Source organism: Synechococcus sp. A15-127 (assembly GCF_014280215.1).
Classification (GTDB): domain Bacteria; phylum Cyanobacteriota; class Cyanobacteriia; order PCC-6307; family Cyanobiaceae; genus Parasynechococcus.
The window spans coordinates 2,083,707-2,104,301 of sequence record NZ_CP047948.1; the positions used below are offsets into that span (position 1 = coordinate 2,083,707).

The window sequence follows — 20,595 nt, forward strand, 5'->3', positions numbered from 1 at the left end:
TTGATCGCCACAGCGTCAGCATTGTTCCTGCAACCGTTCGTCGCACGATCAGAGGGATGGACACCCGTGGAGCCTCCCTCCACGACACAATCTCCTTTGGAATGGTCAACTCCAGAGCGTGACGATGAAGACAGCAAGCAAAAGGGAGTCACCTGGAACTCTGTCGATGCATCCCCCAACGGCGAGACCACATCAGATGCACCAATCCGATCATTGGTTTGGCAACCTCTAGAACAAAAAGACGTGATCACCGAGGACAACATTGTTCCCTTCAGCGATCTAGATGCAGAGAAAGTTATTGCTATGGAACCACTACCGGCGTATTCCCGTGGATCGATGATTCAGATCGGAGAGACGGTGTATCCCAATCTTGGATATAACGCCTTACAAAGGAAACCAGGAACCTGGGTCAATCTGCAGATTTCTGCGATTGACGATTCATGGCAGCAGGCTCCATCCCCTTGCAAAGATGGCGATTTTTTAGATCAGTGCGCGGACGGCCTAAGCCGAAACTGGCTCTCGCTATGGGCCGACGAAAACTTTAGCCTCGAGCTCCAATGGACGATCCATAGCTTGAGCGGGGAAGGGGCACCCTTTAACTTTTCAATTGGATCAGAAACATTTGGCTCCGGGGACAGTGGGACAAAATTTGGCGACGGTCAATCGCTAGGCTTCCGTCTGTCAAAAAATTTTGGCAAAACATTTGGAATCAGCCTTGGTGGCGACTCATTGTTCCACCTAGACGAAACAACTGACTTGCCCAAGCCCCTCTACCTGATGGGGACAAAAATCTTTAAACTCAATGACACAATTGAGCCGCCAATTATCAGCTTCAGCGCAGGCTTAATGAGTGATGTTTACAACCCGGAGACCAACCTTGGTACAATAACTTACCCAAAGTGGCTAAGAGGTGGACAATATGGATCTATTTTCTCGGTCAGGTATGACGACTTTGCAAAAGATGGCTTTGCGGAGGATACCGCCGGGGTCACTTCAGCCTATGTTTGCGCAGAACAATCTGTTTACAAAACTCCCTACAAGCCACCAAGCGCCGCCAGCAGCGATTGCATCCACGAAGTTTTTTGGGGGCCTGCTATTTCTTTAGGTTTTGCACCTTGGCCATGGATTGGACTCTATGCGATTTACCAAAGCGATCTAAACTTTGGCATTTCTTTTAAGCCCTTCAAGAATATTTCCTGGCAATTTGGATTCGAGTTGGTCGCACCAATCGCAGGCATAAATCCTGGCCTTGACAATTTCATCAACTCAACACACTGCCCAGGAGAAAATATCAGCTTTGGATCATGCCGCACAAGATTGGGATTTTTTACAGACCTTTCATTCTAATTACAGTAACCATATCTAGACGGCAACACGTGCCACGGTGCAGCTTGAGCAAATCGCCCGCTGCCTTAGAATTCAAATCCACAATCAAATGCTCTAATGAGCGACCAAACTCCTAGCACTGACTTACGCGAAGAGTTTGGGGTTCCCCTCATAGTGCATGAGGAGGATTTTCTGCTTAAGTTTCTTCAGCAACATTTACCAGACGATACCACTGCATTAAGACACTACTTCGACAATGGACGAGAATCCGCAACAAGAATTCGCGAGATTATTTTGAGAAATATACAACCGACAGGAATCGCAACAATCAATCCAGACAAGTTTTCTCTTCTTGACTTTGCCTCTGGCTTCGGAATGGTGAACAGGCATTTTCCTATCGTCATGCCTGAGGCGAGGGTAGAAGCCAGCGACATTCACCCTAAAGCCGTGGAGTTCCACGCGAAATACTTGAATACAAAGTGCCACTTATCAGATTATATTCCATCAAATTTAAACATTCCGTACAGATACGATGCTGTTGTTGCTCTTTCCTTCTTTTCACACATGCCAGCACATAGCTGGCTGCCGTGGCTAAGAACACTTTGTGATCTTTTGGAAGAAGGAGGCATGCTGATCTTCACAACCCACGGGCCGCCCTCAAGCGTTGCGTCTACAGAAAAATTTATTCACAAAGGCCTCGATTTTTATTTCTATCCTGAATCAGAGCAAGATGATTTGATTCAGACTGAATATGGAACGGCTTGTGCGCACCCAAGTTTTGCCATGAAAATTTTCGAAGCCCTACCAGACATGCATTTAAGTGAATACAAACAGGGCATCTGGTGGGGAGGAACACAAGACGTGTATGTATTGACTCGCCACACTCCTCGCAATCAAGTCATCCTACGCTCTGACTCAATTCAACTAACTCCTACACTTCAGAAGAGCACAGCTCCGAAGCCCGAAATAAAATTCAATTTCAATCAATAAGATGCAGCGCAACCTTTTTGCTTCAATCTACACAGCAGCCAACTTCGTATATATTTTTTGATGACAGTCACATTCGTCAATTTTGATGGCATTCTTATGCGCAATATTGGCACGGAGGTTCGACAACAAGCGATCTTCTTGAATGAGCCTTTTGATTTGAATAGCAATTGCATTTGCCGATCCCGCTTTAAACAACAATCCCGAAAAATCATGCTGTACTTTTTCAGCCATACCACCCAAATTCGGAACAATCACAGGTCGACCATACTGGAAAGCTTCTTGAATCACCATGGGAGAGTTTTCATACCAAGTTGATGCCATTGCAACAACATGGACGCAGGCCATTCTTTGCGGCAGATCCTCGGGTTCATAACGACCGTTAAAGCGCACACCATCAGGAATACTCTCAAAATCATCAGCATGCGCTCCATTGACTTCCAATTGAACAGCAACATTCACAGACCTAAGCAAACCAATAGCTTCGATTAGCAGCGACAATCCCTTCCATGGATTGACCTGTCCAAAATAACCGACCACAAGGGGGATTTCTTGACTCTGTTCCAAGAGATCCGAGTCGGATAGAGGCACTTGATGGGAAGAATCTGGGGCAGGAAGATTTTCAAGCACACTGATCTTTTTGGGATCAACGCCCCAATCCAAATAACGCTGTTTCAAAAATAAGCTGGGGCACAGCAGGTGATCGATTACCCCGAAAAGCCGCTGCAGCCTTTGTGATCGGATCGATAATTCTCCGCGACGCCCACCTCCCAAACATTGATCACAAGCTTCTGGATCACCACCACTGCACAGCTCTCCAGAAGCACGCAGTAAACGCCCCTCATAGACGCATGGTCCCCAGTAGTCATGCAGCGTCAGCAACAGCTTCGCTTTGGGAAACCAGCGCTTCAAAGCCAGCACCAGATCAATGCCCACATGCAAATAGTGATGCAGATGAATGATCTGAAAACATCGCCCGGCCAAGGCTTGATGCAACTGCCCTCCATGACAGAGGTTCACCGCTGTGTCATGAAAAAAGGGATTGGGCGAACGCTTGATCAACCATTCATCTGCGCTCAAACCCACCACCTCAGAACCCGCTGGTAATTGATCCGGTGAGGAGGCTGCCGCCAGAAAACCGCTACCTTCAAAACCCGGCTTGCTGCGAAACGCCTCGAACAACCGCCAAGCTGCCAGTTCACCACCCCCTTTGGCAAAGACCGGATGGCCATGGCTCACATAGAGAACGCTCATGCCAGCTCTTCTGCACAGAGTGCCTTCGCTTGCCAAGCGTTTAAAAGCCCCCGCCATTGGGCCATCAGATCGACGCTGTGGGTGATGCTCTGGCGCTCCAGATGGGTTAAGCGGGCACTGGGCACTAGCTGCAGACGACCACCAGCTCGCTTCCAGCGGATCGAAAAATCCAGGTCTTCAAAGTCGCCGCGGCCAAACACCGGATCAAAACCTCCAAGCTCTAGAAACCGTCGTCGTTCGAACATCAGCGCTGCGCCGCTCAGCAGCTCAACGTCGTACGACAAACCATCCGGGCTGAGGGTTTTCAGCTGGCTCGGATCCAACCCCTTGAGGCTATGAACACAGGCGGGCAGATCCTGCAACCCCAGGGGCTGAGCCGTCATCCCAGCGTGTTGAATCCTGCCCTCATCCGTCAAAAGCAGCGGGGCCAACAGCGCCTGCGGCATCATCAGCAGGGTGCGGAACATCGGCTGCAACCAACCCGGCTGGATCGGCAGCACATCGGAGTTGAGCAGACAGACGTAGGGGGTTTCCGCCGCCAACACGCCGCAGTTGCTGGCCAAGGCAAAGCCGCTGTTGCGCTGCAAGGAGATCACCGACACATCCAGCAGCTCATCCGTGAGCTGCCCGCGGCACCAGCCCAACACCTCCGTTTCAATCGTCGGGTCATCAATCACATAGAGCAAGCGCACCCGCCTCGCCTGGAACCAGGGGTCTTCACAGAAGCCGGCCACGTGGCCAAGGATGAAATCCCAGCGGCGGTAGAGGGGGATCACCACCGTGATCTCCGCATCACGCATCACGACCCCGAAATGCTCCCGGCGGTGGATCAACTCCTGCCAATGCTGCTGTGAGCTCAATGGAGCAGCCAAAGACTGAAGAGCCTGTCCAATCCCGGCTTCAAACAAAGCTGGTGCCCGTTCCAACGGAGTCAGACCCGCCTGGCACAGCAGCAACATCTGATCCACCACACCGATGTAGGGCAGTCCGCGCAGATCCCGCACATCCAGCGCTTGCTGATGGCCTTGCAACCACAGCCCGGTGAGGCTTTCGCCCGGTTCGAGGGCCAAAACAGACAGGAAGCCAGCATCACTGAGGGCCGGCAGCTGGAGTTGCTCTGACACATCCGGCCGACTCAGATTCGGCCCGGTTGATCTGGCCTGGATCCAACGCCCCGTGCTGGTGCGAGCCAGCAGCACCGCCTCACCAGCGGCCGCACGCCAACCGAAGGCAAGGAGCTGGTCCTGAGACACCCTGAGAAGCTGATCAAGGTGGGCATCTCCACGCAGCAATCTCAACCCATCAATCAACCGAAACAACCCATCACTGGGTTGCGTGTCGATCCGTGACTCCAACAAAGGCAACAGCCACGGAATCAGCCCCTGATCATCCAGCGAAGCAACAAAACTCTGCCAATCATGTGGTCCGAACCCCTGACCCTGTTCAAGCAGGGAATCCAGCCATTGGTCGGCGATTGGCAGATTCCCTTGCATCAAAGCTGCCTCGAGCTGATTCTGAATGACACAACGGCTCAGCATCTCTTTCGCTGCTGCCTTGACCTCATGATTGTCATGAAATTCCGCCAACTGTCGCCACAACTCACAGGCCTCCTCTGGGCGCTGCAAATGCAACAGTGCACGCGCCAGGTTGTCTCTCAGCCAAGGGGAGGGAAAGCCTGCCGCCAAGGCCCATGTCATCAGCTCCCGCGAGAATGTTGCTGCTCCAGCTTGACGAGAGGCGATCGCTTCACCAACAAGAGACCTCTGAAGCTCCTCCAGCGAATAAGAACCAGCCACAAGCTTTTGCAAAGACCAGCCATGGGCGTCGGCGAGTGCCTGGACTGTTGAAAAAACGTTGATGGACTGGCTCAGATCCAAACCAGCAGAATTCTTCTGCTCACATCGATCTGAGACATCTGGGAACATCCCTAAAAGACCTTCTTGACGATGCTGAACAACGAGAGGGGTGTCAATCGGTTGACTTTTTGAACAACCAGAGGTCGCAAGTGGCCTCACTGCATTGATGCCGCCATCCTCGGGCTGATCAGCCCAACGAAACCCAAAACACGGAACAGATTGAGGATTCCCAGGTAATTCTTCCATCCGCTGACCTGACTTGTGCAGGATCACCCCGATCCAACGCTCCAAGGCATGGGCCAGGGTTCCATCGGTTTGGCCAGCCTCGGCTTCAAAACAAGAGAGCTCTGGTAAATGCTCATACAAAGGCTCTAAGGACGCCAAGCGACCAGCAAACATGCTTCCAGCAATGAAGCGGGAGTCGAGGAGCTGCTCTGCATCAGTGCCCCAGCGATGCTGCAAGGCGGCCAGATGTTTGCCGTTGTTATGGAGCTGAACCGTGATCGGCATGACCGTGCCGGCTGGAGCCAAAAGCCCAAGCTCGGAATCGTTCTGCAGACGTTGTTGAAGCCCACACATCAAGTCTGGATTCAAGATGGACGACAGCAGGTGATGTCCCCAGTCCTTGCCCTCCGCCAGGTGTGGAGACGACTTGGTGTGCACCTTGAGGAAGGCCAAATGCCCGACCGACAGGGCGGCCGGGAGAAGTTGACGGACGAAGGGGGCAAGATCCCGGCCACGGTTGGGCACGCCGAACAGATGCACCCTTGGCCAGCCCTGACGACGCAACACGTTGGCCACGGCGTGTAGTTGCCGAATTGGCGTACTCACGTAGAGATCGATCGATGGCTCAGCTCGCGGATCGAGCCGATGCAACATCGACGCCAATCCATCGAGGTAATACCCGTGCACCATCAACGCCAGATTCTCAGCAGAACACTCGCCCCAAGACAATTCCTGAACGGTGGAGGTGATCGGTTCGGATGAAGAATCAGCAATCAGCTGGATCTCCCCGTCGTCACTCCACCAACGACGATGCCCACTCCAGCTCTCCAATAGAACGGGTGACCTGAGATCACCATTCCGCTGCAGGACGCTCCAATGGCTGACCAATCGCAACCACTCCCGGTAGCGCTTGGCCGTGGCATTGCAGTAACGATCCCAGTCGTTCGCTGCGAGCGCCCTGACCGCCGGAATGTGCCAGCCATGCGGTGATTCGTGCCAGTGAGCATTCCTGAGGTGCAACTCATAATTGGCACGGCTTGATGGCTGAGAGCTGCGTTCCGGCAACAGAACCTCCTCATACACACCGTCGAAACCATCCACAGATGAGGAACAACACGGAACCAACCAAGGCAGCGGATCACAACCTTGTTCTCGAAAGAGTTGCTGCAAGCGATCAGCCACGGAGGGCTCACTCCCGAGATGCTCACAGCCACGAATCAGAAGCAGTGGCAGACCAGCGATCCGATAAGCGCGTGGATGCTGTAGCCAGGGCCCGATCCCATCAAGTTTCTGTTGCAGTGAGGCAAGGCCACAGTGCTCACTGAGACACCACTCAAGGACGACCGGCAAACCATCAGGGCTTTCGAGCATCTCCCCGAGCAACTCAGCTTGCTGCGGAGCGACACCCTCAGCTTCAACAGAAATCACCCAACCATCCACCCCAAGGGCTTTGGCTGCCTCAGCAGACCACTGACCAAGGGCCCACTCCTCTGGGCTTAGGCGGCAGAGCCAATCAGCCATGGGCCCCATGTCCAGCCAGTCCATGATGACATCGGCGTTGCAGACCGTGAGATGACCACTTGGAGCTCGCCCTTCCCTGTCGACTGGAGCACACGGGCCTACCTGGACGCGCACCATATCAACGAAACCGCCTTCCCTGGCCCGCCTGGCACTGTTGTGATCATGAACAGCCCGGATCGTCTTTTGGCCGACACCGCGGATCTCCAAATCGACCTACAAGACCTGGAACAGCGATACCAGAAATTGATCATCTTGCGGAACGCAGGGCAACACAACCTGCAAACCATGCAAGATCTCAAGAAAAAATGGAATAACCCAACCCATCAGTCAGATTTACCCTGCCCTCTGATTGCGATGCTGCTGATCCAATGCGCAAGATCTCTCGTTAACCTCTACGACACGTTGCAACCCGGTTACAGCCAATGCATCGAACAGGCCTCAACTGGATCCACAGAAGCCTTGGAGCAGTGGATCAAGTTGCGCTTTGAGAACCAGCGTCTTCGCCTCTTGCTGGGGCAGCATCATGATCATCAGCGCCGCAGCATGCGTTTGCTCACTGAGCTACTGAGCGACATCCAGCAGGAGTCATCCCAAAGCGATACATAATCTCAGACAAAACAACTTCCGAGGCCTCAAGCATCAGCTCTTCAGCTTGCAACAGCGAAGATAATTTTTTCCAGCAAGGATCTTCAAATTGCCGCCGTTTTTCCAGAACCTTGATCAAAGCCTGACGCAGCGGAGTGTGATCAGGATCCACGATCAAAGCATCAACCAGATCACGAATCGCAGATTCAAGATCTGCATAGCTATGGGTAGCTAAGGCGCGATCAATCTGCTTTTGTTGTTTGCGCTGCCGCCGCTGTTGCTCAGCCTCCAGTTCGTGATGAGCCAGCAGCTCCGCTGCCATGGTCTGGATCTCCACCGAACCACTGACTGAAGCCATGAGCCGCCAAGCCACACAGGCCTCCTCCTGGCGGTCCAGCGCCACCAACGCTCGGGCGCGGTTGTCCTGCAACCAAGGCGATCGGTAGCCCTTGGCCAACGCCAGTTCCATCAAGGCCAACGAAAACAGCGGCTGATCACCCTCCCGAGAGGCAATCGCCTCCTCTAGCAGCGCATGCTCAAACGCTGAAACCGGCTGTTCGGCTGTTCTGAGCTGTTGCAACTCCCACCGGTGCTGCGCAGCCAACTGCTCCGCGGCTGCCAGAAACTCCGGCTGCTGCGCCTCCAGCTTGAGCTGATCGAGCATTCCCAATGCCGCTGCCTTGAGAGCCGCGTCCGCAGAACATGCCAGCTGCTGCCAAATCGCTGACGCCTCCTTCTGGCGGTCCAGCGCCACCAACGCTCGGGCGCGGTTGTCCTGCAACCAAGGCGATCGGTAGCCCTTGGCCAACGCCAGTTCCATCAAGGCCAACGAAAACAGCGGCTGATCACCCTCCCGAGAGGCAATCGCCTCCTCCAGCAGCGCATACTCAAATGCTGAAACCGGCTGTTCGGCTGCTCTGAGCTGTTGCAACTCCCAGCCATGCTGCGCAGCCAACTGCTCCGCAGCTGCCAGAAACTCCGGCTGCTGCGCCTCCAGCTTCAGCAGATCCATAACCTCAAGACACTGCGGGTACTTTGGGACGACGCGATCGTGAGGCGCACGCAGCAACGCCATGGGGCAGTCCTCCACCACCATCAAATTGGAGGATCTGTTCAAGGCACAGGCCGAGATCGTTCAGCTCAATCCCGGCGAGACCCTGCTTGAACCGTGCACAGCGACCTCCGGCATCTGGCTGATCAAGAGCGGCAGTGTGCGCAGCCTGGCCCAGGTGCCCCCCAGTCGGCAGTGGCGCACGATCGAGCGGCACGGACCAGGAGAGCTGGTGGGCTGGCTGAGCCTGCTGCACGGACGACCGATCGAACACCTGCGAGCAGCAGAGGCCAGCGAGCTGCTGTTTCTGCCAGCGGCTGATTTTCACAGCCACTTCAAGAACCAAGCGGAACTCAGGCAATGGTGTGCCCGACAGACCCCCGCGATCGAAGCGGTACATCTATTGCGGCAACTCAGTCATGCCAATCAGGGCCGCAGCCAGCAGCTCGAGCAATGGCAGCAGCTGCTGCCCCAGTTGCACTGGCTGGTGGATCAGCCTCCAGGTCTGGGGGAGCTGGACCTCCCCGGTCACTGGTACCGACCGGACGCCAGCCTCTGGACCCAGGCAACCACTGAACCTCTGCTGCAACAGCGGCTGATCTGGTTGCCGGACCCACAGCTGGAGGCCAACCGAGCGGCCTTCCAGGCGGAATTGGACGATCTTGTTCGCCCAGCCCCGGTGCCGGAACGATCCCATCAAGGGCAACCGCTTCAACTGAACCGGGCCAGCGGTCCCCGCGACATCCCGATGGCCATCTGCCAGGCCGTGGCCGACGTTCATGGCGTGCCGGTATACAAAGACAACCTGCGGGATCAGATCAACGGCCTGCTGGAGCGGCAACCAAGCCTGAATCTCTACAACATCGGCCAACTGCTGACGGGTCTAGATCTTTCCGTGGCATTGATTCAGCTGCCCTTACCCCAGCTGGCCCGCATCCCCACCCCCGCCGTGATCGAACACCAGGGCAGCATCGCCCTGATCGACGGCATTGACCCTGATGGCCAGCTGCGGCTGCTGGAGCCAGAGCTGGGACCATTGCGCGTGCCAGCAACCGAGCTGCTCCCCGAGGGCCAGGAAAGGCTGCCGTTGCTGCTGATCCGGCGTCGCCCGGGCAGCAAAGAGAAGCGGTTCAGCTGGAGCTGGTACGGCCCCTACCTGCTGCCCCACCGCCAGGAACTGATCCAGGTGCTGGCCTGTTCCGCCGTGATGTCAGTTCTGGGGATCGTGATCGGTCTCGGCGTCTTCCGGATGATCCAGGCCATCGGCGGCGGCACCGACGCCATCGATGGGGTGATCAGTGTGGGCGTGATCTTGATCGTGGCCTGCGTGCTGGAGGCGATCGTCACAGCCATGCGCAGCCTGATCTTCACCGGCATCGCCAACCGGGTGGACATGGACACCCGCGAGACGATCCTGGATCGGCTCGTTCGTCTGCCCCAGCATTTTTTTGATGAACGCCCCGTCGGGCGTATCACTTATTACTTCACCCAGCTGGATCGCCTGCGGGACTTCCTGATCGGCAAGGCTCTCACCAGCATTCTCGATTTCGGCTTCAGTTTTCTCTACCTGGCCGTGCTCTGGTGGATCAGCCCGACCCTCACCCTGATCACCCTCAGCGCCCTGCCCCTGTTCGTGGTGCTGGCCTTCATCGCCAATCCATTGGTGGATCACCAGATCGATCGAACGGTGGAGGAAGGGGTCAAAACCAACAGCTACCTCACCGAGGCGATCACGGGAATTCAGACGATCAAGTCTCAGAACGCCGAACTGAAGACCCGTTGGGAGTTCCAGACCCGCTACGCCAGCTTCATCGGCGAGGACTACAAACTCAAGGTGAGCGGCCAGACGATCCAGGCGCTCGCCAAGTTCATCAATGAACTCAGCTCGATCGCCCAGATGGTGGTAGGCATCTACCTGGTGTCTCGAGGCGATCTCAACATCGCGGCCCTGTTCGCCTTCCGGATCATGGGCAACAAAGTCACCGGCCCGATGATCCAGCTGGTGCAGACCTGGCAGGAGTTCAAGGTTCAGTCCAACAACCTCACGCTGGCTGCCGACATCGTCGACCGGCCCACAGAACAATCTGATCTTCAGGCCGCCAACATCCCGATGCCGCCCATCGCCGGCAGCGTCTCGATCCAAGGGGTGGACTTCCGCTACAGCGAGGATGGGCCCCAGATCCTCCACAACGTGTCACTGGAGGTGCCGGAGGGCACCTTCGTGGGCATGGTGGGCGGCTCCGGATCAGGAAAATCCACAGTGCTCAAGCTGCTCTCCCGCTTCTATGAGCCCGAGAACGGCCGAATCCTGATCGATGGCCTCGACATCGCCAAGGTGGAGCTGTATTCGCTGCGCCGTCAGATCGGCGTGGTCCCTCAGGACTCACTGCTGTTCGACGGCTCGATCAAGGACAACCTGCTGATGGTGAAACCGGATGCCAGCAGCGAAGAGCTGATCCGAGCCGCCAAGATCGCCTGCGCCCACGAGTTCATCATGGAGCAGCCCCAGGGCTACAACTCCCCAGTCGGCGAGCGGGGTGCCGGGTTGTCTGGCGGCCAGCGTCAACGCATGGCCCTGGCCCGTGCCGTGCTGCAGAACCCCCGCCTGCTGATCCTGGATGAAGCCACCAGTGCCCTGGATGCCCGCACCGAGCGCCAGGTGTGCCTCAACCTGTTCGAAGCCTTCCGCGGTCGCACCGTTTTCTTCATCACTCACCGACTGGCCACCGTGCGGCCGGCGGACATGATCGTGCTGATGGATCAGGGAGCGGTGATGGAGGTCGGAGACCACGACGAGCTGATGCAAAGACAGGGCTGGTATTTCGGACTGCACCAGAGTCAGCACCGGGAGGGGGTGAGCTGATGCAGCCCTGGAGCTTCAATCAGCCCGTTCTGCTCAACAAATCCCGGCGCAACCGCTCGGTGCTGGTATGGACGATCACTGGTACCACCGCTTTCGCCGGTGTCTGGGCCTTTCTGGCACCGCTGCCCGAAACAGTGGCTCTACAGGGCAAACTGCAGCCGGCCACACCGGTGCACGAGATCGAGTCGGCCTTGGATGGACTCGTGGCCGCAGTGCCCGTGAAGGAAGGCGCCAGCGTGGCAGTCGGCGACTTACTGGTGCGCTTCGACCCCCGCGATGCCGAAACCCGCTTGCACGCATTCCGCCGCAAACGAAGCCAGCTGCAAAGTCAGATTGCGATCAATCGGGTGATTCTCGGTGAAGAGTCCGAAGCTGAGCTCACGGCCAACCAACAACAGCAGCTGGAATCCCAACGCCGCAAGCTGAACAGCGACATCAGCGCTGCCCGCGAGGCCCTGGCCCGCAGCCGCACCCGCCTTGAAGGCCTCCGCCTGCAACTCAAAACAGCCGAAAACATCAACCAACGCTTCAACCTGCTGTACAAAAAAGGTGCCACCAGCCAGCTTCAGGCTCTACAAGCACAAACCCAGGCAGATAATTTCCTTAACCAAGTGGAAGCGGAGGAACGGGAGGTCGCCCGCCTGGAAGCAGGAGCTGGAGCCACCATCGCCGGCAGTGAATCCCAGCTTCGACGAGAGATCGAGAACAATCTGCGAGCCATCACTGATCTCAATCGCGAGATCAGTGTTTTGGAAGTTCGCCTGTCGTTGATCGAGGTGCGTGCACCAATCTCCGGTGTGGTGTTCGATCTCAGCATCAGCACCGGCAGCGTCGTGAACACCGCCTCCGAGGAAAAGCCGCTGCTGAAAATCATTCCCCAGGATCAACTGCAGGCGAAGGTTTACATCCCAAACAGCGCCATCGGCTTCATTCAACCGGGTCAGCGGGCTGATGTCGCCATCAACTCCTTTCCCCGTGGCGACTTCGGCTTCATCCCCGCCACGGTGGAGCGGATCGGGTCCGACGCCCTCACCACAGCCGAGCAGCGCCGGGTGCTCGGCACCGAGGAACCGGGGCTGTTCTTCCCCGCCGTCCTGAAGCTCAGCCGCCAGACCCTGCAGGCCGGCCAGCGCCAGGTGCCGCTGCAACCGGGCATGAGCCTGGTGGCCGATGTGCACCTGCGCAACCGCCGCTTCATCTCCTCGATCGCCGGTGGTCTCGACGACCGCCTGCGCGCTCTGGAGCGGATGCGCTGATGCTGCATCCCCTCTGGCCCTACCGGCCGGCCAAGGCCCAAACGCCACTGGCGCGGCTGCGACTTCGGATGCGCCGCCTCTGGGCCTGGCTGAAGCAGAAGCGGCAGCGGATCGTGCTGATGCTGCTCGGCTATGTGCTGGTGTGGTCCATCCCGCTCCTGCTGGGGGAGCCGCTGCTCACCGTGTTCGCACTGCTGCCACTGTTGCTAGTGCCGCCGGTGGGGCTGCTGATCTATCGCCTGGTCTGGAAGGAGTTTCACGCATGAACGAAACGGACTGGATCGAACTCAAACCGGGAGTGGCCTGGACCACCGCGAAGGAGCTCAATCGAATCGCGCGTCAGCAGGGGCTCTGCCTGGCGATGGCTCAGGCCAGCGTCTACGACGAGATCTGTCTGGTGATCGACCTGCCGACGGAGATCGAGCAGCACCTGGTGAAGACCTATGAGGCTGGCCAAGGCATCAACACCAGCGATCAGCGCCGAGAGTTCCTGCAGGAACGTGGCTGGAGTGCGGAGGATCTCCGTTATTTCTCCACCAAGGGCGAACGGGTGGAGCGGTTCCGCCGCCAGGTGTTCAGCGAGGAAGTGGAGCTGCGCTTTCTGGCCAGCAAGCTGGACCGTGATCAGATCCACTATTCCCTGATCCGGGTGCGTGATGGCGACCTGGCCTTCGAGCTGCACCAGCGCCTGCAGGAAGGCGAAGCCAGCTTTGAGGAACTGGCCGCCTGCTACTCCGAAGGCGATGAGCGCCACAACGGCGGGCGCGTCGGACCTGTTCCCCTCAGCCAGGCCCATGCTCAGGTGGCGGAGAAGCTGCGCATCAGCCAGACGGGCCAACTCTTGCCGCCCTTTTTTCTGGTGGACATCTGGCTGATCCTGCGCCTCGATGCCTGGCAGGGGGCCCGCCTCGACGACGACACCCGATCGGAGCTGCTGCAGGAGCTGTTCAACGACTGGTTGCACCAGCGCGTGATGCGGCTGCTCGACGGAGAGCAGCCGGAGCCGCTGCCGCTACACCTGCTCAGCCGAGAGCTGAGCAGCGATCTCGCGTAAGTCGCGCGTGAGCCAATCCGGCAACTGATTGGCCGATTCCACCGTGACGCTCTCCAGCGGCACGAACAGCAGCAGGGCCAGAAGATGGCCCGCAGCCCGTGGGTGGCTCAGATCCCGCGCCATCGGCAGCAGCTCCCGGCGGGCCCGCTCATCGGTGGCATCCAGCAGCTCATCACCAAAACCCGCCAGCAGCAGAGCACGGGTGATCGCCCCCACAGCCGTCTGATGCAACGTCTGCAGCTGCGCCACCTCCACATCCAGCCACAGCTGGGCCACCACCCGCCGCAGGCCGCACAGCTCGTCCAGGGTCTCCTGATCCAGGGGAGTCTCTTTGTACTGGCGGATCAGCGCCCGCATCCGAGCCAGCACCTCGGCATCTCGGAACCAGGCCATGGCCTGCTCACCGCGGCGTTGCGTCAGCGGTTCCGGTGCATCCGTCCCCGCCTTCAACAGACCAGCCGGTTGGTTCAGCTGCTCCTCCAGCTCCGGTGCGCAGTAGGCCACGTAATCACCCAGCAGCCAGTCGGGCAGCACCTGCAGCGGCTGGCTCACCTTCAACACACCAGGCCGGGTGTACGGCATCAGGGCCAGCACCCAACTGATCTGGCGCACTTGTTCCCCAGGCTGAGCCATGCCGCGGGCAAGCTGATCGCGCCAGCGCTGCTCATCCCCGGCCAGATCCTGCTGCACCAGAGGTCCCTGCAACAGCAATCGCTGCAAAGTGCCGAGTTCACCCTGGTATAAAGCCTCCAACTGATCAACGGGGGCGTCGAGCCAGAAGCGCGAGAGGCGATGGCGGGCCAATCGTGCAGCCTGCAAGGTGGTGACGGTCGGCTGATGCTCCGCCTCCCGCAGCAGATCCGTGAGCCGGGCCACGGACCAGGGGGCGGCGACTGGATCCAGCTGCAGGCCAGCCCTGGCAGGCGGCGGGATCTCCACCGGACCTGGTGCCACCAGATCAATGCGGTGCAGGTCGCCGTTCAGCCGTTGGCGGATCCAGCTGCGCAGCCCCATGGGACCATCCGAGTCAGGAGCTGGAGATTAATCCGATCGGCATAGGGTCTTTCTATGCATCTGCTGCTGATCCACCAGAACTTCCCAGGGCAGTTCCGCGACCTCGCTCCCCTGTGGCTTGCGGCCGGACATCAGGTGCGCGCCATCGGCTCAGAGCAGCAGCCCCCCTGCGGTGAGCACTGGGAAGGACTGATCTACCACCGCTATCACTTCGAGAATCGGGATGAGCCCTCCTTGAAGGAGCGCGCCGCCGGAGTGGCCCTGCTCTGCCGCCAGCTGCGGGAGAACGCTGTCCGTCCGGATCTGGTGCTAGCCCACAGCGCCTGGGGGGAGGCCCTGCAACTGCGGCGCATCTGGGGATCCGCCATGCCGATCGTGGTGTACCCGGAGCTGTGGGGTCATCCCCGGGCCCTCGGCTTCGGTTTCGATGATGCACTGGCAGATCTGACACCGGTGGGCGACGGCTTCAGCCGCCAGAATCTGTTAACTGATTTGGCCCTGGCCCAGGCGGATGCGGCCGTAGTTGCCAGCCGCAGCCAACTGGCAAGCTTTCCAGCACCACTGCAACAGCGGCTCACACTGCTGCCCGAGGGGGTGGATCTGGAGCGGATCAAGCCGGATCGCGAAGCGCGATTGAACCTGCCGGAACACGGGCTGGAGCTGGCGGCGGGCCAACCGCTGGTGACCCTGATCTCACGGAACCTGGAGCCGCTGCGAGGCCTGCGCCAGGCTCTGCGGGCCTGGCCCCTGGTGCGTCAGCAACTGCCTCAGGCTCAGCTGCTGGTGGTGGGAAAGCAGGGGCAGGGCTACGGAGTGGAACCGCCCCGGGGCACCAGCCACCTCATGGATGCATTGGACGGCTTGGATGCCAGTGGCATCAGTGTTGTGAACTGGTTAGCCCACCCCCAGATGCTGCAACTGCTGCGCTGCAGCGGCTGCCATCTGGCCCTCAGCTACCCCTACACCCTGTCCTGGAGTGCGCTGGAAGCGATGGCCTGCGGGGCACCGCTGGTCACCAACATCGGCAGCCCGATCGCCGCCGAGCTGGAACACGATAGAGACGTTCTGCTGGTGCCCTTCAACGATGTGGATGCCCTGGCCACAGCCGTTGTAGCCCTGCTGCAGGACTCGGCACGGGCGCACCAGTTGGGGGATCACGCCCGCCAAACCATGCAGGGATCCTTCAACCTTGCGGCTACTGCCCAGGCCTATGAGGAGCTGTTCAGCAACCTGATTGGCCCGAAAAAGCCATGAAAGCAGGGGCGTCAGGTGGGGAGGTGGCCACAAGAGATGGAAAATCAAGGCAAGCCGCCTTATTCTTCCCAACAAGAGTCTCGACCTCCCTGATCAATGGCTACCTCTGTAAGTGGCGGTGCTGGTAATGACCTCGTCATACCAGACGATGCAGCGACAAGCGTCGAAATCAGCGCTACCGACGACGGTGCTCTCATTGATGTGACGAGCAACGTTAAGGACATCAACATCGAAGTTGGCGGAGAAGCTCCGGTAACGGTGGAAGGTAAAGCTGTTAAAAATTCAGTTGTGCGCCCTACACCCAAAGTCGGCGAGACAGCACAGATCATCTTCGATACCACCAAAATATCCAAAACTGTCATCATCAGCGAGGGGCCGGGCGCTGTTGAAGTCGAAGTTGAAAAAGGAACTTTCAAGAAATCCACAATCGATCTTTCAGCTAGCGAAGGCGAGGACTCCATCGCTTTCGGCGGAGACACAAAGGTCGTTGGCGCATCCATTACTTTGGGCAACGGCAAGGACACCGTTGTCTTCAAAGAGGGTATCAAGCTGAAAGGTGATACCGCTATCAAAGTTGGTGATGGCAAGGACACTATCGAAGTCCCTGAAGAAGTGAAAGGTGGTGGACGCATTGGCATTAGTAACTTCTCCAAAAAAGACAAGCTTGTTGTTGATGGCCAGAAGTTGAAGGGCAAAAAGCTCTACAACGGTAGAAAAGAGCTTCCCGATTACATTGCTATCCAATTCGAAGATGGCACTACCATCTCTGGCTTTCTCTAAATTCATATTTCTGAATTTTAAAAGCCCCTCATCTCCGAGGGGCTTTTTTTATGCCACCACCACTCCATAGAGTCGCCGTGTTGTGCGACGTCGCAGACCGTTGATCGAGCGTTACACCCTGCCCGAAATGGGTGCCGTCTGGAGTGAGCAGGCGAAATTCCAGAGCTGGCTGGAGGTGGAGATCGCCGCCACCGAAGCCAACTGCCGCCTCGGCCGGGTGCCGCAGGAAGCCGTGGACACCATCAAGGCGAAGGCGAGCTTTTCGGTGGATCGCATCCTGGAGATCGAGGCGGAGGTGCGTCACGACGTGATCGCCTTCCTCACCAACGTGAACGAACACGTGGGGGATGCCGGCCGCCACATCCATGTGGGCATGACCAGCAGCGATGTGCTGGACACCGGGCTGGCCCTGCAGCTGAAACGCTCCGTCGCCTTGCTGCGCACGGAGCTGGATGCCCTGGCCGCGGCCCTGCGCAACCTCGCTGGTGAGCACAAGACCACCGAGATGATCGGCCGCTCCCATGCCATCCACGGCGAACCGATCACCTTCGGATTCAAGGTGGCCGGCTGGCTGGCGGAGACCGAACGCAACCGCACCCGTCTGGAACGGCTGCAGAGCGATGTAGCCGTCGGCCAGGTGAGCGGCGCCATGGGCACCTACGCCAATACCGATCCCCAGGTGGAAGCGATCACCTGCGAGATCCTCGGCCTCACCCCCGACATCGCCAGCACCCAGGTGATCTCCCGCGATCGCCACGCCGACTATGTGCAGACCCTGGCCCTGGTGGGGGCTTCGCTGGAGCGCTTCTCCACCGAGATCCGCAACCTGCAGCGCACCGACGTGCTGGAGGTGGAGGAGAACTTCGCCAAGGGGCAGAAGGGCAGCTCCGCCATGCCCCACAAACGCAACCCGATCCGCAGTGAGCGCATCAGCGGTCTGGCCCGGGTGCTGCGCAGCTATGTGGTGGCGGCCCTGGAGAACGTGGCGCTCTGGCATGAGCGCGACATCAGCCACAGCTCCACCGAACGGATGATGCTGCCGGATGTCTCCGTCACCCTGCATTTCATGCTGCGGGAGATGACCGCCGTGGTGCAGGGGCTCGGGGTCTATCCGGAGAACATGCGCCGCAACATGAACATCTACGGCGGCGTGGTGTTCAGCCAGCGGGTGCTGCTGGCCCTGGTGGAGAGCGGCCTGAACCGGGAAGAGGCGTACCGGATCGTGCAGCGCAATGCCCACACAGCCTGGAACACCACCGGAGGTGACTTCCGCGCCAACCTTGAGGCGGACCCAGACGTGAGCGCAAAAATGTCAGCCGATCAGCTGGCGGACTGCTTCAGCACCGCCCTGCACCAGGCCAATCTGGAGGTGATCTGGCAGCGGCTGGGGCTCTGAGTCAGAGCCCCAGCAGGCCGGTCATCGGCAGCCCCAGCAGCCGGAAGATCGACGACACGTTCAGGATCGGATTGAGGGGTTGGAAGGCGTCCTCCAGCCCATCGGTCACCTTGGCGAGCTGGTTGCGGTTCACCACCACCACATCGCCGTAACGCAGGGGCGGGTTGCTGGCGCTGCTGAGCACGGAAGTGGGATCAAACTTGAGGCTTGTTACCTTCGGCTCGCCCTCGCTGTTCATGCGGATCAGGTCCACGGTGTTCTCGCTGCCCCGGCGGGTGATGCCACCGGCTGCCAGAACAGCACCCGAGAGAGGAGCATTGGAAGGCACTTCGATCACTCCGGGACGTGCCACCTCGCCCACCACGTTCACCTGAATCGTCGCTGGAGCGAAATTGGAGGTCGCCGTGGTGATCAGATCGGCATTCTCCAGATCATCCGACTGAAGGATGCGGATGCTGTCGCCGTCGTAGATCAGCGGATTGGGAGCATGGCCGCCCTCCCGCAACACCGTCAGGTAGTCAAAGCGGTAGGTCTGGGCTTTGCCGCCGGGCCGTGGAGAAGGCCGCAGCACTTCAACGCTGGAGAGATCCGCCGAGGCACTCACGCCTCCCGCCTGCTGCACCACATCCACCAGAGTCGGCCAGCCACGGCCCTCAACAAGGCCCTTCGAAGGCAGCGAGAACACTCCGGGTCGCGCCACCTGGCCGGTGACCGTCACCCGCACCGGACGGGCTTCCACCAGATCCAGATACACCAGCGGCCGCCGCAGGATCACGTCATAGCCAGCGGTGATCTTGGCCTTGGCCTCCTCGAGCGTGAGGCCCCACACATCCACCGTGCCCAATCGCGGCAGGTTGATGGTGCCGTCGCTCAGCACCTCCACGGTGGCGGAGTAACCCTCCATCTTGAAAACCGACATCGACAGTCGATCTCCCGGCCCCAGTCGGTAGCGGAAGACCTCGCTGCTGGATGGAACCTGAAGTGTGCGGCCCAGCCTGCTGCTGCTCAGCAGCGTGGCCTCCTCAGAGCGAACAGCCTCAGCCCGAACAGCCTCTGCCGGAGCCAGAGCAGCGCAGGTGAGCAGCCCCAGGATGACCAGTTGGCGAAAACCAGTGGCAGAGCGCAGGTTGGAAGGCATGGACGAGGAGCGTTGAGGGACTGGGACGTGTCAAAGCGGCATTAATCTTCCCTCAACTTGAGACGGAATGGGACATCCATGACACTGCCTCCTCCGTCCATCCCCGATTCGGAGATCCACGAGGTGACCCTCTCGGCGGAGTTGATCGGTCGCGAACTGCTGCAGTCGCGACTGTTCTCGATCGAAGGTCTGGAGCTGCATCTGCTTCCCGGGGAACGTTTCGCCCCGGTGGCTGACGCGGTGGGGCTGCTGCGGGAGGCCACCTACCGGCAACAGCTCTCCGGCTCCGGAGACCGGCGGGATCTCGACGGACGAGACAGCGATTACGACCATCTGCTGCTGATCGAACCCGGCAGCGGTGCTCTGGCCGGTGCCGCACGCCTGCAGTTCCTGCCCAAACACTGCGAAACGGCAGATCTGCCGGACGGAAGCCAGTCCTATCTCGAACATGTCTATCCCGGCATCAAGGCGAGGCTCACCTCCCTTGGGAACCATCTGGAGATCGGCCGCGTCGCCCTCGCCAGCCGTTTCCAGAAGCAGCCCCATTCGCTGATGGCCCTGTTCCGCGGTGGCCTGCTGATCGCCGCCCGCTCCGGCTACGACACGCTGCACGGACTCGTCTCTTACAACCACTTCGCCCACAGCGAGCCGGTCAATCAGGCGTTTCTCAGTGGTCTGATGCGTCCGCCCTACCTCCAGAGCGAGCCGCCCCTGCCCGCGCCGCGCCATCCGCTGAGCACGGTTCAGGCCAGTGATCAACCCAACCCGATCGCCAATATCCAAGCTCTGGAGGTGAACATCCGCGAGCAGCTCAGTGATGCGTTCCGGCTGCCGGTGCTGCTGCGTCAGTACGTGAACCTGATGGATGCCAGGGTCTGCGGACTCTCGCTGGCCAGGGATTTCAATCAGATCACCGAAATCCTGATGGCGGCGGATCTGTCCCGCATTCCCCGGGAACGCCTCGATTACTTCATCGATGTCGCCCACCAACCGATCTACCAGCACTTCAGCTGGTACCGGGGGGATTAATGCTCA

General features: G+C 58.8%; 16 protein-coding genes. 11 read left to right on the forward strand and 5 right to left on the reverse strand.

The genetic code is table 11. From position 1 onward, the window contains the following. Together SynA15127_RS11110 and SynA15127_RS11115 are read left to right on the forward strand one after the other, a co-directional pair. Positions 1–1,347, forward strand: coding sequence for a hypothetical protein (locus SynA15127_RS11110; RefSeq protein ID WP_186484157.1), 1,347 nt, complete (start codon positions 1–3; stop codon positions 1,345–1,347). 96 nt (positions 1,348–1,443) lie between these two features. Next, on the forward strand, positions 1,444–2,316 hold the full coding sequence (locus SynA15127_RS11115) for a bifunctional 2-polyprenyl-6-hydroxyphenol methylase/3-demethylubiquinol 3-O-methyltransferase UbiG (RefSeq protein ID WP_186484158.1): 873 nt from the start codon (positions 1,444–1,446) through the stop codon (positions 2,314–2,316). 27 nt (positions 2,317–2,343) lie between these two features. Here the strand turns inward: SynA15127_RS11115 and SynA15127_RS11120 are convergent, their stop codons facing one another. Both SynA15127_RS11120 and SynA15127_RS11125 read right to left on the reverse strand, forming a co-directional pair. Next, positions 2,344–3,567 (reverse strand): glycosyltransferase, encoded by a 1,224-nt coding sequence (locus SynA15127_RS11120; protein WP_186484159.1) that lies wholly within the window; start codon positions 3,565–3,567, stop codon positions 2,344–2,346. After that, a complete protein-coding gene (locus SynA15127_RS11125; protein WP_186484160.1) occupies positions 3,564–7,169 on the reverse strand; it encodes a rhamnan synthesis F family protein in 3,606 nt (1,201 codons plus the stop codon). Before SynA15127_RS11125 ends, SynA15127_RS11120 begins: the two co-directional genes overlap by 4 nt. A 51-nt stretch (positions 7,170–7,220) precedes the next feature. On the opposite strand from SynA15127_RS11125, the gene SynA15127_RS11130 reads away from it, so the two are divergent. After that, positions 7,221–7,775 carry a hypothetical protein gene (locus SynA15127_RS11130; RefSeq protein WP_186484161.1) on the forward strand — a complete coding sequence of 185 codons (555 nt, stop codon included), beginning with the start codon at positions 7,221–7,223 and terminating at the stop codon, positions 7,773–7,775. Here SynA15127_RS11130 and SynA15127_RS11135 read toward each other — a convergent pair. After that, complete coding sequence (locus SynA15127_RS11135) at positions 7,723–8,766, reverse strand: hypothetical protein (protein ID WP_186484162.1); 1,044 nt, start codon at positions 8,764–8,766, stop codon at positions 7,723–7,725. The two genes, SynA15127_RS11130 and SynA15127_RS11135, sit on opposite strands and share 53 nt — an antisense overlap. Before the next feature lie 61 nt (positions 8,767–8,827). Here SynA15127_RS11135 and SynA15127_RS11140 point away from each other — a divergent pair, with 61 nt between their 5' ends. Genes SynA15127_RS11140 through SynA15127_RS11155 form a run of 4 tightly spaced genes read left to right on the forward strand, consistent with a single transcriptional unit; the run spans position 8,828 to position 13,978 of the window. Next, positions 8,828–11,668, forward strand: a complete 2,841-nt coding sequence (locus SynA15127_RS11140; protein ID WP_186484163.1) for an ATP-binding cassette domain-containing protein — start codon at positions 8,828–8,830, stop codon at positions 11,666–11,668. Further along, on the forward strand, positions 11,668–12,924 hold the full coding sequence (locus tag SynA15127_RS11145) for an HlyD family secretion protein (RefSeq protein WP_186484164.1): 1,257 nt from the start codon (positions 11,668–11,670) through the stop codon (positions 12,922–12,924). Before SynA15127_RS11140 ends, SynA15127_RS11145 begins: the two co-directional genes overlap by 1 nt. Further along, complete coding sequence (locus tag SynA15127_RS11150) at positions 12,924–13,190, forward strand: hypothetical protein (protein ID WP_186484165.1); 267 nt, start codon at positions 12,924–12,926, stop codon at positions 13,188–13,190. The genes SynA15127_RS11145 and SynA15127_RS11150 overlap by 1 nt, the downstream gene beginning before the upstream one ends. Further along, entirely contained in the window at positions 13,187–13,978 is a 792-nt protein-coding gene (locus SynA15127_RS11155) for a peptidylprolyl isomerase (RefSeq protein ID WP_186484166.1), read from the forward strand. The genes SynA15127_RS11150 and SynA15127_RS11155 overlap by 4 nt, the downstream gene beginning before the upstream one ends. On the opposite strand, the gene SynA15127_RS11160 is transcribed toward SynA15127_RS11155, so the two are convergent. Further along, on the reverse strand, positions 13,937–14,992 hold the full coding sequence (locus SynA15127_RS11160; RefSeq protein WP_186484167.1) for a hypothetical protein: 1,056 nt from the start codon (positions 14,990–14,992) through the stop codon (positions 13,937–13,939). The genes SynA15127_RS11155 and SynA15127_RS11160 overlap by 42 nt on opposite strands. A gap of 54 nt (positions 14,993–15,046) precedes the next feature. On the opposite strand from SynA15127_RS11160, the gene SynA15127_RS11165 reads away from it, so the two are divergent. From SynA15127_RS11165 to purB, 3 genes are all read left to right on the forward strand, one after another. Continuing rightward, positions 15,047–16,246, forward strand: coding sequence for a glycosyltransferase (locus SynA15127_RS11165; RefSeq protein WP_186484168.1), 1,200 nt, complete (start codon positions 15,047–15,049; stop codon positions 16,244–16,246). A 96-nt stretch (positions 16,247–16,342) separates the two neighbouring features. Beyond that, positions 16,343–17,026 (forward strand): hypothetical protein, encoded by a 684-nt coding sequence (locus SynA15127_RS11170; protein ID WP_186484169.1) that lies wholly within the window; start codon positions 16,343–16,345, stop codon positions 17,024–17,026. Positions 17,027–17,126: 100 nt separating this feature from the next. Continuing rightward, the gene (gene purB / locus SynA15127_RS11175; protein WP_186484170.1) at positions 17,127–18,422 is read left to right on the forward strand and encodes an adenylosuccinate lyase; all 1,296 of its coding nucleotides are present in this window, start codon (positions 17,127–17,129) and stop codon (positions 18,420–18,422) included. A gap of 1 nt (position 18,423) precedes the next feature. On the opposite strand, the gene SynA15127_RS11180 is transcribed toward purB, so the two are convergent. Beyond that, the gene (locus SynA15127_RS11180) at positions 18,424–19,560 is read right to left on the reverse strand and encodes an SLBB domain-containing protein (protein WP_186484171.1); all 1,137 of its coding nucleotides are present in this window, start codon (positions 19,558–19,560) and stop codon (positions 18,424–18,426) included. 78 nt (positions 19,561–19,638) lie between these two features. On the opposite strand from SynA15127_RS11180, the gene SynA15127_RS11185 reads away from it, so the two are divergent. Beyond that, on the forward strand, positions 19,639–20,589 hold the full coding sequence (locus SynA15127_RS11185; protein ID WP_186484172.1) for a GNAT family N-acyltransferase: 951 nt from the start codon (positions 19,639–19,641) through the stop codon (positions 20,587–20,589). Positions 20,590–20,595 lie beyond the last annotated feature (6 nt).

What these genes read in the sequence shown, in the direction of transcription:
- SynA15127_RS11115 (WP_186484158.1), top strand. Translation starts at nt 1,444, where the DNA reads ATGAGCGACCAAACTCCTAGCACTGACTTACGCGAAGAGTTTGGGGTT.
- SynA15127_RS11120 (WP_186484159.1), bottom strand. Translation starts at nt 3,567, where the DNA reads ATGAGCGTTCTCTATGTGAGCCATGGCCATCCGGTCTTTGCCAAAGGG.
- SynA15127_RS11125 (WP_186484160.1), bottom strand. Translation starts at nt 7,169, where the DNA reads ATGGCTGATTGGCTCTGCCGCCTAAGCCCAGAGGAGTGGGCCCTTGGT.
- SynA15127_RS11130 (WP_186484161.1), top strand. Translation starts at nt 7,221, where the DNA reads ATGACCACTTGGAGCTCGCCCTTCCCTGTCGACTGGAGCACACGGGCC.
- SynA15127_RS11135 (WP_186484162.1), bottom strand. Translation starts at nt 8,766, where the DNA reads ATGGATCTGCTGAAGCTGGAGGCGCAGCAGCCGGAGTTTCTGGCAGCT.
- SynA15127_RS11140 (WP_186484163.1), top strand. Translation starts at nt 8,828, where the DNA reads ATGGGGCAGTCCTCCACCACCATCAAATTGGAGGATCTGTTCAAGGCA.
- SynA15127_RS11145 (WP_186484164.1), top strand. Translation starts at nt 11,668, where the DNA reads ATGCAGCCCTGGAGCTTCAATCAGCCCGTTCTGCTCAACAAATCCCGG.
- SynA15127_RS11150 (WP_186484165.1), top strand. Translation starts at nt 12,924, where the DNA reads ATGCTGCATCCCCTCTGGCCCTACCGGCCGGCCAAGGCCCAAACGCCA.
- SynA15127_RS11155 (WP_186484166.1), top strand. Translation starts at nt 13,187, where the DNA reads ATGAACGAAACGGACTGGATCGAACTCAAACCGGGAGTGGCCTGGACC.
- SynA15127_RS11160 (WP_186484167.1), bottom strand. Translation starts at nt 14,992, where the DNA reads ATGGGGCTGCGCAGCTGGATCCGCCAACGGCTGAACGGCGACCTGCAC.
- SynA15127_RS11165 (WP_186484168.1), top strand. Translation starts at nt 15,047, where the DNA reads ATGCATCTGCTGCTGATCCACCAGAACTTCCCAGGGCAGTTCCGCGAC.
- SynA15127_RS11170 (WP_186484169.1), top strand. Translation starts at nt 16,343, where the DNA reads ATGGCTACCTCTGTAAGTGGCGGTGCTGGTAATGACCTCGTCATACCA.
- SynA15127_RS11180 (WP_186484171.1), bottom strand. Translation starts at nt 19,560, where the DNA reads ATGCCTTCCAACCTGCGCTCTGCCACTGGTTTTCGCCAACTGGTCATC.
- SynA15127_RS11185 (WP_186484172.1), top strand. Translation starts at nt 19,639, where the DNA reads ATGACACTGCCTCCTCCGTCCATCCCCGATTCGGAGATCCACGAGGTG.